We start from the raw sequence: 11,943 nt of genomic DNA, 5'->3' as shown, positions 1-11,943 counted from the left end.
GGTCGGCTCGGCCGGAGTGATCTGCCGGGCCACTCATGTGACGCCTGCGGCGTTCAGTTGCTTCGTATTTGGCGCGGGACCAACTCGCATGCCCCATCGGACTGTGCTAGGTCGCAAGCTCATTCAAGCAGCGATTGTTTAGAAACCAGCCCATGTCCGATTTTATCCGCGAGGTCGACGAGGAATACCGCCGCGACCGCGTCGTCAATTTTCTCACCAAATACCAGGTTGCCCTGATCGGCCTCGTGGTCGCGATCATTCTCGGCACCGCCGTGTACCGCATCTATCTGCACTACCAGAACCAGGCGGCGGAAACGGCGAACGCGCGCTACGACGCGGCGGCGCAGTTGGTGCGCGACGGCAAGGGCGCCGAGGCGCAGGCGGCGTTCGACAAGCTGCAGGGCGACGGGCCGGCCGGCTACGCGATGCTCGCGCGGCTAAAGGCGGTCGAGACCTTGGCGCTGCGCGATAAGGCTGCGGCGGTTCGCGGCTATGACGCCATCGCCGGTGACGACAGCATGGAAGCGACCTTGCGCGACACCGCGCTGATCCGCGGCGCGATCCTGCGCGTCGATTCCGACGATCCCAAGGATTTCGAACTCCGCTACACGCCTTACGCGACCGAGGGGTTCGCCTATCGCTCGACGCTGCGCGAGCTGCTGACGCTCGCCGCGTTCAAGCGCAACGATACGGAGTCGGCCGGCCGCTGGCTCGACCAGATCGTCATTGATCCCAACGCGCCGAGCGCGCTGCGCAGCCGCGCCGAGGCCTTTTTGGGCCTGGTCGCCGCAGGGCCCGTGGGCACCATGCCGGAAGCGACGAAGCCGGCGCTGGAACTTCATCCGACTGCGACACCGGTCGCACCGCCTGCCGCGTCGACGGTTGCGACTCCGTCTGTGGCCGTCCCGGCAACACCCGCTGCGCCGGTCTCGGCTCCCGCCGCCCCGACGACTCCTGAGGCGTCCCCAGCCAAGTAGCCCGTCATCCTGGGACGCGCGAAGCGCGAACCCTTGATCCATGCACATGATATCGATCCAGTCTGATCCTATGGTGCGGTCGCGGCCAGGCCTCCTACGCGATGGTCCCAGGTTCGCGCTTCACGCGCCCCGGGGATGACACCGCAAACAAAACAATTTCTCGACGGCGAGGTGGTCTATCCTCTCTGCACCGTTCCTTAGGACCATCCATGTTTGCCATCGCCATCATCGGCCGACCCAATGTCGGCAAGTCGACCCTGTTCAACCGGCTGGTCGGCAAGAAACTCGCGCTCGTCGACGACCGTCCGGGCGTTACCCGCGACCGGCGCGAAGGCGAGGCCAAGCTCGGTGATCTGCGCTTCACCATCATCGACACGGCCGGCCTGGAGGAGGGCGATGCCGCCTCGCTTTCCGGGCGCACCCGGGCGCAGACGGAAGCCGCCATCGAGTCCGCCGACGGCATCTTCTTCGTCATCGACGCCCGCATCGGCCTGACACCGGACGACCGCGCTTTCGCCGCTTTGGTAAGACGGGCCGGTAAACCTTTGATTCTTATCGCAAATAAGGCGGAGGGCAAGCAGGGCGACGCGGGCGCCGTGGAAGCCTACCAGCTCGGTCTCGGCGATCCGATCCCCCTCTCCGCCGAGCATGGCGATGGTTTTTCCGAGCTCTATTCCGCGATGCTGGAAGCGCTGCCGGAGCAGACCGCGCTGCCTGAGGAGGAAGAGGCCGAGGTCCGAAAGGTCTTCGACGACGAGGAAGACGGCACCGAGCTTGACCTCACCAAGCCGCTGCGCATCGCCGTCGTCGGGCGCCCTAACGCGGGAAAATCGACGTTGCTCAACCATATCATCGGCGAGGAGCGGCTGCTGACCGGTCCGGAAGCCGGGCTGACGCGCGACGCGATCGGTATCGATCTGGTCTGGCGCGATCGCGAGATGAAGATGTTCGACACGGCGGGCCTTCGGCGCCGCGCCAAGGTCGACGACAAGCTGGAAAAGCTGGCCGGCGCCGACGCCCTGCGCGCGGCGAAGTTCGCCGAGGTGGTGATCCTGCTGGTCGACGCCACGATGCCGCTCGAAAAGCAGGATCTGACGCTCGCCGATCTCGTCGAGCGCGAGGGGCGGGCGCTGGTCATCGGGCTGAACAAGTGGGATCTGATCGAAGACAAAGGCAGCACGCTCAAAGCCTTGCGGGAAGAAGCTTTGCGTCTGCTGCCGCAGGTCAAGGGCTGCCCGGTCGTTCCGGTGTCCGGCACCACGGGCTTTGGCGTCGAACGGCTGATGGAGGCCGCGATCGGCGCCCACGAGGTCTGGAACAAGCGCATCTCGACCGCGCGGCTCAACCGCTGGCTCACCGCCGCGATCGATCAGCAGCCGCCGCCCGCCGTCGCGGGACGCCGGATAAAAATCCGCTATATGACCCAGCTGCGCGCGCGGCCGCCGTACTTCATCATCTTCGGCAACCAGCTCGATGCGCTGCCGACGAGCTACGAGCGTTTTCTCGTCAACGGCCTGCGGACCACCTTCGAGCTACCCGGCGTGCCGATCCGGATTTCGAAGAAGGTCAGCGACAATCCGTACAAGGATCGCAAGCGGCCGCAGCGGTAGGGGCTCTCCCGCAGAGCGGGAGAAGGAGCGCTGCGGTCAGTGCGCGGGCGCCGCCTTCGCAGCCATCCCGCCGACGGCAAACGCCACCGGCATGACACCGGCCTTGGCAAAGGTCAGCGAGCCGATCACGGACACGCCTTCCTTGATCGGGGCGGTCGGGTCGAGAAACATCAGATGATCGCCGCCGGGTTTCAGCGTCACCGTCGCGCCCGGCGGTATGGCGAGGCCATGGTCGAGGCGGCCCATGTGCATGACCCCGTTTTCCATCGACATCGTATGGATCTCGCCGGTCGGCGCCACCGCGATACTGGCGGCGACAAGCATATCCGCCGTCTTGCCGGTGTTGGTGATGGTGACGTAGCCGCCCGCCACCTTGGCACCGTTGGGCGTCGCGCGCAGCCAGGGATCCTTGACGACGATCCAGGGCCCGGAGTCCGCCGCCGATCCCACGGTCGCGACCCCGATCGAACCGAGGGCGATGAGAGCGGCGGCCAGCAGAACCTGTCTCATGTCTTGTCCTCGCTATCGTCTCGGACGGGAGCCTGAAAGCTCATCACACGATCCGTCGGGAAATCGTAGAGTTTGCCGGTCTCGGTCCATGTCGGGAGACAGAGCTCCAGGATTTTTGGGGCGAGATCTTCCGGCGTCTTCAGCGTGTCCGGATCTTCGCCGGGCATTGCGGCGGCGCGCATGCGGGTGCGCAGGGGGCCGGGATTGACGGCCATGATCTTGATCGGAGTCAAGTTGACCGTCTCAGCCGCATAGGTGCGCACGAGGCTGTCGACCGCGCTTTTGGAGATGGCATAGGGCCCCCAATAGGGCCGGAAATCGGCGCGATGGCCGGCGCCCGAACTCAGCAGCGCCACGCGGCCCGCGTCCGAGGTGCGGAGCAGCAGGTCGAGCGAACGGATGAGCCGATAGTTCGCGGTGACGTTGACCGCGATGACATTGTCCCACGCCTTGGGGTCGCAATGGGCGATCGGGGTGAGCGGGCCCAAGACGCCGGCATTGCCGACGAACACGTCGAGCTTGCCCCAGCGTTCGTGCAGCGCGGCACCGAGCCGGTCCAAAGCCTCGAAATCGGTGATGTCGAGCGGCACCAGAGTCGCCACGCCGCCCACGTTTTTGATGGCATCGTCGAGCGCTTCGAGCGCGCCTTGGGTGCGTGCCAGAGCGACGACATGGGCACCGGCCTTGGCAAGCTCGAGCGCGATAGCGTGCCCGATCCCGCGCGAGGCGCCGGTGACGAGGGCAACGCGGCCGGCGAGGGGAAGGGTTGAGAGGGCTTCAGGATCGCTCATGAGGTGGGCTATGGCACCTCATGCTGCGGTTGAAAATAGGCACGTTCGTCTTTGCGAACGGAGCGAGGCAATCCAGACGTCGCACACCACCACATTGCCAAGCGGCCCCTGAGTCGCTTCGCTCGCGATGACGGCCTCGAGAGCGGGACCGCTAGCCGGTTTCCGCCAGCAGCGACAGCTGGCTGCGGGTCTCGCCGCTGACGTCGGTGAGGTACGTCGGGTAATCGCCGGTGAAGCAATGGTCGGTGAACTGCGGCCGGATCGGATCGCGGCGCTCTTCGCCCATCGCGCGATAGGTGCCTTCGACCGAGAGGAAGGCCAGCGAATCGCAGCCGATGTAGTCCCGCATCTCTTCGAGCGTGTGGGTGGCGGCGAGCAGCTTTTCGCGCTCCGGCGTGTCGATGCCGTAGTAGTCCGGATGCTTGATCGGCGGCGAGGAGATGCGGAAATGCACTTCCCGCGCCCCGGCTTCGCGCATCATCCGCACGATCTTTACCGACGTGGTGCCGCGGACGATGGAATCGTCGATCAGCACGATGCTCTTGCCGGCGACGACGGAGCGGTTGGCGCTGTGCTTCAGCCGCACGCCCAGCTCGCGGGTGGACTGCGTCGGCTGGATGAAGGTGCGGCCGACATAATGGTTGCGAATGATGCCGAGTTCGAACGGGATGCCCGAGGCTCGGGCATAACCGATCGCAGCCGGCACGCCGGAGTCCGGTACGGGGATGACGACGTCGGCCTCGACCGGCGTCTCGCGGGCGAGTTCGGCGCCCATCGCCTTGCGGGTCTCGTAGACCGAGCGGCCATGGACCACCGAGTCCGGCCGGGCGAAGTAGATGTATTCGAAGATGCAGGGCCGGGCCTGGACCTTGGGGAATGGCCGCAGGCTCTCGACGCCGGTCTCGGTGATGACGACGATCTCGCCATTCTCGACGTCGCGGACGAACCGCGCTCCGATGATGTCGAGCGCGCAGGTCTCGGACGCCAGCAGGAACTTGCCGTCGAGTTCGCCGAGCACGAGCGGGCGGATGCCGAGCGGGTCGCGGGCGCCGATCAGCATCTTGTTCGACAGCACCACGAGCGCATACGCGCCTTCAAGCTCGCGCAGCGCCTCGATGAAGCGTTCGATCACCCGATGTTTGCGGCTGCGGGCGACGAGATGGAGAATGACTTCTGTATCCGACGTCGACTGATAGATCGCGCCATCGCGGATCAGCGAGCGGCGGAGCGTCAGACCGTTGGTGAGATTGCCGTTGTGGGCGACAGCGATGCCGCCGGTGTCGAGCTCTGCAAACAGAGGTTGCACATTGCGGAGAATCGTCTCGCCGGTGGTGGAATAGCGGACGTGACCGACAGCGGCGTCGCCAGGCAGGCGGGCGATGGTCGAAGCCTTGGAAAAATGGTCGCTCACCAACCCAAGGCGGCGCTCGGAATTGAAGCGCGAACCGTCGAAGGCGACGATCCCTGCGGCTTCCTGACCACGATGCTGAAGCGCATGGAGCCCAAGGGCCGTGACGGCGGCGGCATCGGGGTGGCCGAAGATGCCGAAGACGCCGCATTCTTCCCGCAACCGATCGGCCTCCGGGTCGAACGCGTCATCGTGCTGATCGGAGGACGTGGACAAATCGGTCATGGACACCTCGCGGGCTCGACGTCTCGGCGCTTATCTCGAAAGCGTTTGATCCCGGAGCAGAAGCCATCTGCCGAAATCCACAGCGTCACAAAACCTAGATAATCCGAACTGCCGCGAAAGCCAGCATATTATGCCCTCGGTTGGCGCATATCAGGGTTCTTTTCCACTATCGTCGCGCGACGGCGGCGTCGGCAGGGCCTTGGAGGTCGCGTCACCTTCGGCTGGCGGTTCATCCGCAGGTGCCGCCGTTTTGGCCTTTTTGAAGCGTCCGATGATCCCTTCCGGATCGTCAGGTAGCAAACTTGTCAGCTGGTCGCCTGTCGATTGCAGAAGCGGCTTCATCCGCGCGGACTTCACCCATTCCGGCTGCTTGTCCGGCGGCACCAGCCAGTTGAAGAAGACGAAGGCGATGACGCAGAGCAGCAGGCCGCGGGCCGCGCCGAAGACGAAGCCGAGCGAGCGATCCAGAGCCCCGACCTTCGAGTCCAAAATCATGTCGGACAGCTTGATGGTGATGATCGACACGATGATCAGCGTGACGAAGAATACCGCTGCCGCCGACACCGCCATCGCGACCACATCCTTCTGGATGTAAGGTTTCACGTAAGGCAGGACGAGCGGGTAGAAATACACCGCGGCCGCGGCGGCGGCGCCCCACGAGGCGATCGCCAGAACCTCGCGGGTAAACCCCCGCAACATGGCGAGCAGCGCCGAGATGAGGATGATGACGATGAGGCCGAGGTCGAGATAGGAGGGCATGATCCTGGCCTTCAGCCTGTAGCGTCGTTTGGATACTGATACGGACGACACAGGAGCGATGGCTGCTTCTGCGACATATTAATAGTGGCTTATAGCGAAGCGTAAGCGCGGCGTCACGTCGTTCACCAGCCATCCACATGTTGCTTTGATTTGCCGTTCGCGGCCTTCGCCGGCGCGCCATCCTTCGGCCGCGCGATTTCCGCCACCAGCGCCCCGATATGCTCGCAAGAGGTCGCCGTGATCGCCTCTCCCCCGGACTCGCCGCTCTGGGCGCCACGCGGCGCGACGGCGGCGGTGAACCCAAGCTTTGCCGCTTCCTTGAGCCGGGCCGCCGCATGGGCGACGGGCCGAACCGCGCCGGAGAGCCCGACCTCGCCGAAATACACGGCATTGGTCGATAGAGCCTGTCCCGACAAGGACGAGACCAGCGCCGCCGCGGCGGCGAGATCGGCGGCCGGCTCGCTGACCCTGAGGCCACCGGCGATGGTAAGGTAGATGTCGTGCTGGCCGAGTTTCAGGCCGGCATGCGCCTCCAGCACGGCGACGACCATGGCGAGGCGGCTGGTGTCCCAGCCGACGACGGCGCGGCGCGGCGTGCCGAGCGAGGTCGGGGCGACCAGCGCCTGAATCTCCACGAGCAGCGGCCGCGTGCCTTCCATCCCGGCGAAGACGGCGACGCCGGGCGTCGCGTCCTCGTGCGCGGTGAGGAAGAGAGCAGAGGGATTGGCGACCTCGCTAAGGCCGCCGCCGGTCATCTCGAACACGCCGATCTCGTCGGTCGGCCCGAACCGATTTTTTACCGCGCGTAGAATGCGGAAGTCGCGGCCGCCTTCGCCTTCGAAGGAAATCACCGCATCGACCATGTGCTCGACGACGCGGGGGCCGGCGATCTGGCCATCCTTGGTGACGTGGCCGACGAGAATCACGATGGCGCCGGAGGTCTTGGCGAAGCGGATCAGCGCCTGCGCCGAGCCGCGTACCTGGGTGACGGTGCCGGGAGAGGACTCGACCGCATCCGTCCACATCGTCTGGATCGAATCGATCACGACCAGGGCAGGGCGTTTGCCCTGCGACAGGGTGGCGACGATGTCCTCGACGCCGGTCTCGGCCGCGAGTTCGACGGGCGCTGCGGCGAGGCCGAGGCGAGTGGCGCGCAGGCGCACCTGATCCATCGCCTCCTCGCCGGAAATGTAGACGACGCGCTCGCCGCGCAACGCCAGCGCCGCGCAGGCCTGGATCAGCAGTGTCGATTTGCCGATGCCGGGCTCCCCGCCGAGCAACAGCACCGACCCAGGCACGAAGCCACCGCCGGTGACCCTATCGAGCTCGCCGATGCCGGTCTCGAGCCGGGTCTGCGGCGCGTCCGCGTGAGCCAATTCGCCCAGCGCGAAGATGCGGCCCTTCTTGGCGCCACGCGCCTGCTGCGCCCCGATGCCGGCCGCGCCGCCGTCTTCGATGATCGAATTCCAGGCGCCGCAGGCTTCGCAGCGCCCCTGCCATTTCGGCGTGACGTTGCCGCAGCTCTGGCAGACGAAGTTGGTTTTCAGCTTGGCCACGGCAACGCCCGCCCCATGAGGAGATCACGACGTGTTGCCTAGAACAAAACAAGATCATTTGGAAGGCAGATCTCTTGGGATACCCGCCGAAGGCGCCTCAACGCCCCGGCGTCGACACCGTGACGGAGACACCCTGGCGGCTCACCCAGCGGCGATGGCTGCGCGCACCCAAGCGCGTCAGGACCTCGTAGCCGATCGTTCCGGCGCCGCCGGCGAGATCGTCGATCGTGATGTCGCTTCCCAGCAACTCCACGCTGTCGCCGCGCTCGATCGCAGGCGCGTCGGTGACGTCCACGACGATCGTATCCATCGAAATGCGGCCGACGAAGGGGCAGAGCGCGCCGTCGACGAGCGCTTGTCCGCGTGGCGCATCGTCGCTCACGCCCATCGCGCCGCAGGGGATGCCGTCGGCATAGCCGGCGCTGATCGTGGCGAGTCGGCGCGGTGCGGGCGCCGTCCAGCGCCCATCGTAGCCGACGCTTTCGCCAGCAGCGATGTCGCGCACCTGCAGCACCTTGGCCTCCATCCCGACCACCGGGCGCATCGGGTTGGGCCGGTCCGGCGTCGGGTTGCCGCCGTACATGGCATAGCCCGGACGAACCAGATCGTAGTGCGGCTGGTGTTCGGAAAAGATGCCGCTGGAATTGGCGAGCGAGGCCGGCACGTCCGGCCAGCTGGCGCGCATCGCATCGAAGGCGGCGATCTGCGCGGCGACCTTGTCTGATTCCGACGCGCGCCCGGACCAGACGAAATGGCTCATCACCAGCGTCAGATCGAGACGCGTCGCCACCTCCCGCGCCTTGGCGAGGTCTTGGGGCACCAGACCGAGGCGATTCATCCCGCTGTCGACCTGGATGGCGCAGGGCGCGCGACCGCGGCCCGCGGCTTCACGCCAGTCTTCCATTTCGAGAAGCGAGCTTAGAACCGGCCGCAGCCGAAACTTCAAATAGAGCGCCGCAGTGCGCGGCATCAGCCCGTTGAGCACGTAGACGACGGCGTCGGGGGCCAGCATCCTCAGCCTTTGCCCCTCGAAGACATGGGCGACGAAGAAGGTGCGACAGCCGGCGCGCTGCAGCGTCGCGATGACCCCTTCGAGACCGAGCCCGTAGGCGTCGGCTTTGACGACGGCGCTGCATTCGGCGGACCCGGACCGGTCCGCTAGCAGCCGCCAATTGGCGGCAAGCGCGTCGAGATCGACCGTCACGGTCGTACCTGCTTGTTCGGCGGCGATGTCGCGGTGGTCGGATACAGGCGCCAGCATGGGTCTCACGAAATGGGCCTCAATGGTGCTCCGGAAGGTGGTCGTCTTTGGCGAGATTGGAGAACCGCGTGAACTCGCCTTCGAAGGCCAGCTCGACGGTGCCGGTCGGCCCGTGACGCTGCTTGCCGATGATGACTTCCGCCTTGCCATGCACGCGCTCCATCTCCGACTGCCACGTCAGAAACTCTTCGCTGCCTTCGCGCGGCTGCTTGTTCTTCAGATAGTACTCTTCGCGATACACGAAGACCACGACATCGGCATCCTGCTCGATCGAGCCGGATTCGCGGAGATCGGAGAGCTGCGGCCGTTTGTCGTCGCGCGACTCGACCTGGCGCGAGAGCTGCGACAGCGCCACCACCGGCACCGCCAGTTCTTTCGCCAGCGCCTTCAACCCCGTGGTGATCTCGGTAAGCTCCTGGACGCGGTTGTCGCCCTTCGACTTCGAGCCCGACAGCAGCTGCAGGTAATCCACCACAAGCATGTCGAGCCCGCGCTGCCGCTTCAGCCGTCGGGCGCGCGCGACAAGCTGGGCGATCGAGATGCCGCCGGTGTGGTCGATGTAGAAGGGAATCTGCTGCATCTCCCGCGCGCCTTCGGCGATGCGGTGAAATTCGTTCTCGGTGATGTCGCCGCGACGGATCTTGTAGGAGGGTACGCCGGACTGCTCGGCGATCATGCGGGTGGCGAGCTGGTCCGACGACATTTCCAGTGAGAAGAAGCCGACGATGCCGCCGTTGACCGTCTCGAGGTTGCCGTCCGGCTTGGTGCGGAATTCGTAGGCCTTGGCGATGTTGAAGGCGATGTTGGTGGCGAGCGCCGTCTTGCCCATGCCGGGGCGGCCGGCGATGATGATGAGATCGGAGGCCTGCAGGCCGCCCATCATCCGGTCGAGATCGCTCATGCCGGTGGAGATGCCCGAAAGGCCGCCGTCGCGCTCGAAGGCCTTCGCAGCCATGTCGACGGCGGAGGTGAGGGCGTCGGAAAAGCGTTGAAAACCGCCGCCGTAGCGGCCGGTCTCGGCGATTGCATAGAGCTTGCGCTCGGCCTCTTCGATCTGATCACGCGGGGTGAAATCGATCGGTGCGTCATAGGCGCCGTTGACCACGTCCTCGCCGATGAGGATCAGGTCGCGGCGCACCGCGAGATCGTAGACGGTGCGCCCGTAATCCTCGGTATTGATGATGGCCGTTGCCTCGGCCGCGAGCCGCGCGAGGTACTGCGGAATGGTGATGCCGCCGAGATCGTGATCGCCGAGAAAGGTCTTCAGCGTGACCGGCGTCGCCACCTTGCCGGCGCGGATGAGCTGCGAGGCGATGTCGAAGATGCGCCGATGCAGCTCTTCGGAGAAATGCTCCGGCTTCAAGAAATCCGAGACGCGGTCGTAGGCGTCGTTGTTGATCAGGATGGCGCCGAGCAGCGCCTGTTCCGCCTCGATGTTATGAGGGGCGACGCGAAAACTCGCGTCCTTCCCGCTTGATTGTTTCGCGAGGGGCGACAGCCGTCCGCCCGCGTGATCGATCACGCTCATGTCACGTCTATCAATTGAGAAATGGGCGGCCCCGATACGCCGGTACGACCGTCCCCGTTTTGTCGCACGAGGCGGCGACGCAGACGAGTCAAAACTTGGGCGGCACGGCTTTTTCTACGAAGGAGAGCAAAAAAAGAGCAGCGAAACCAACGGGTTTGCTGCTCTTCTTCAGATTGTCCCAAGGCCGGGATAACTCTCGTCCGCCAGCCCGGGGCGCCGAAGGCGAAACCCGAGATGACGATCGCAATAGAAGGGCTAGCGGTCGCCGAGGCTGCCGTCGGCCGCGGCCAAAGCGGCGCCGACTTCGAGGCCGAGATCGTCCATCGTGGTTTCTTCGATGACGTTGATCTCTTCGCCCTTGGCCTGACGGTCGGCTTCCTGCTCGGAGCGCGCGACGTTGACGATGACCTTGGCTTCGACTTCCGGGTGAAGCTGAATCGGCAGGGTGTGGAGACCGAGCGTCTTGATCGGCGCCATCATCACGACCTGGTTGCGATGCGCGGTGAAGCCGCCAGCGGTGATCGCGTCCGCCACGTCGCGGGTCGACACCGAGCCGTAGAGATGCCCGGTCTCGCCGGCCTGGCGGATGATGATGAAGCTCTGGCCGTCGAGCTTTTCGGCGACGGTCTCGGCTTCCGTACGCTGTTCGAGATTGCGGGCCTCGAGCTGGGCCTTCTGGCCCTCGAAACGCTTCTTGTTGGCTTCGGTGGCGCGGAGCGCCTTGCCGCCCGGCAGCAGGTAGTTGCGGGCGTAGCCGTCCTTGACGCGGACCTTTTCACCGAGCTGGCCGAGCTTGGCGATGCGCTCGAGTAGAATGACTTCCATAATATAATTCCTTGATGGTTGGGTGAGCGGGATGGGTTCAGAGTTTTCCGGTAGCCGCCGGCTGACGCCGGTCGCGGAAGGAAAAGCCGGCGTCGCCGAGCCCGACGAGGGCGTAGACGGCAAACAGCCAGGGCATGAGCAGAATGAGGGTGAGGTAGACGATGATCAGCAGCGGCAAGCGAAAGCTTTTGCCGCGCGTGATGTCGTGGATCACCGCCAACCCTTGTGCGGCAAAGGCCATGACCAGGGCACCGGTCACGATCAGGGCGAACAGGCCGACGAGGCCACCAGCGAAGCACAGCCCGAGCGAGACGGCCAGCACCAGGGCAAGCTGGCGGGGCACGCGCAGGCTGCGCGGCAGATCAGGCCAAGGCGCCCGAAAGTGGCCGGAAGCCTTGGCGATGCGGGCCGCGGCCCAGATGTTGAAGCCGAGCATCACCAGCGACGAGGCGGCGAGGACCGGCATCTCGGCATAGGTCATGGCCACGGCGAG

The 11,943-nt window shown here is 65.5% G+C and carries 11 protein-coding genes; 2 read left to right on the top strand and 9 right to left on the bottom strand.

What is annotated here, in order from left to right; genetic code table 11:
• Positions 1-152: 152 nt before the first annotated feature.
• Positions 153-977 (top strand): tetratricopeptide repeat protein, encoded by an 825-nt coding sequence (locus GSQ79_RS13645; protein ID WP_158809253.1) that lies wholly within the window; start codon positions 153-155, stop codon positions 975-977.
• Between the two features lie 209 nt (positions 978-1,186).
• Entirely contained in the window at positions 1,187-2,587 is a 1,401-nt protein-coding gene (gene der / locus GSQ79_RS13640) for a ribosome biogenesis GTPase Der (RefSeq protein WP_158809252.1), read from the top strand.
• A gap of 36 nt (positions 2,588-2,623) precedes the next feature.
• Here the strand turns inward: der and GSQ79_RS13635 are convergent, their stop codons facing one another.
• From GSQ79_RS13635 to GSQ79_RS13595, 9 genes are all read right to left on the bottom strand, one after another.
• Positions 2,624-3,097 carry a copper chaperone PCu(A)C gene (locus GSQ79_RS13635; RefSeq protein ID WP_158809251.1) on the bottom strand — a complete coding sequence of 158 codons (474 nt, stop codon included), beginning with the start codon at positions 3,095-3,097 and terminating at the stop codon, positions 2,624-2,626.
• Entirely contained in the window at positions 3,094-3,888 is a 795-nt protein-coding gene (locus GSQ79_RS13630) for an SDR family NAD(P)-dependent oxidoreductase (protein ID WP_158809250.1), read from the bottom strand. Before GSQ79_RS13630 ends, GSQ79_RS13635 begins: the two co-directional genes overlap by 4 nt.
• A gap of 151 nt (positions 3,889-4,039) precedes the next feature.
• Complete coding sequence (purF, locus tag GSQ79_RS13625) at positions 4,040-5,521, bottom strand: amidophosphoribosyltransferase (RefSeq protein ID WP_158809249.1); 1,482 nt, start codon at positions 5,519-5,521, stop codon at positions 4,040-4,042.
• Between the two features lie 150 nt (positions 5,522-5,671).
• On the bottom strand, positions 5,672-6,280 hold the full coding sequence (locus GSQ79_RS13620; RefSeq protein ID WP_158809248.1) for a CvpA family protein: 609 nt from the start codon (positions 6,278-6,280) through the stop codon (positions 5,672-5,674).
• A gap of 122 nt (positions 6,281-6,402) precedes the next feature.
• A complete protein-coding gene (radA, locus tag GSQ79_RS13615; RefSeq protein ID WP_158809247.1) occupies positions 6,403-7,836 on the bottom strand; it encodes a DNA repair protein RadA in 1,434 nt (477 codons plus the stop codon).
• Positions 7,837-7,933: 97 nt separating this feature from the next.
• On the bottom strand, positions 7,934-9,097 hold the full coding sequence (alr, locus tag GSQ79_RS13610) for an alanine racemase (protein WP_158809246.1): 1,164 nt from the start codon (positions 9,095-9,097) through the stop codon (positions 7,934-7,936).
• 19 nt (positions 9,098-9,116) lie between these two features.
• Complete coding sequence (locus tag GSQ79_RS13605; RefSeq protein WP_174243216.1) at positions 9,117-10,616, bottom strand: replicative DNA helicase; 1,500 nt, start codon at positions 10,614-10,616, stop codon at positions 9,117-9,119.
• 264 nt (positions 10,617-10,880) lie between these two features.
• Positions 10,881-11,450, bottom strand: coding sequence for a 50S ribosomal protein L9 (rplI, locus tag GSQ79_RS13600; RefSeq protein ID WP_158809244.1), 570 nt, complete (start codon positions 11,448-11,450; stop codon positions 10,881-10,883).
• Positions 11,451-11,487: 37 nt separating this feature from the next.
• Positions 11,488-11,943: DUF2232 domain-containing protein (locus tag GSQ79_RS13595; protein WP_158809243.1), on the bottom strand; the 456-nt coding region annotated here is incomplete at its 5' end.

Source organism: Beijerinckia sp. L45, assembly GCF_009765775.1.
GTDB lineage: Bacteria > Pseudomonadota > Alphaproteobacteria > Rhizobiales > Beijerinckiaceae > RH-AL1.
The sequence above is the reverse complement of the archived record's forward strand: the minus strand, read 5'-3'. Positions and strand labels throughout refer to the sequence as shown.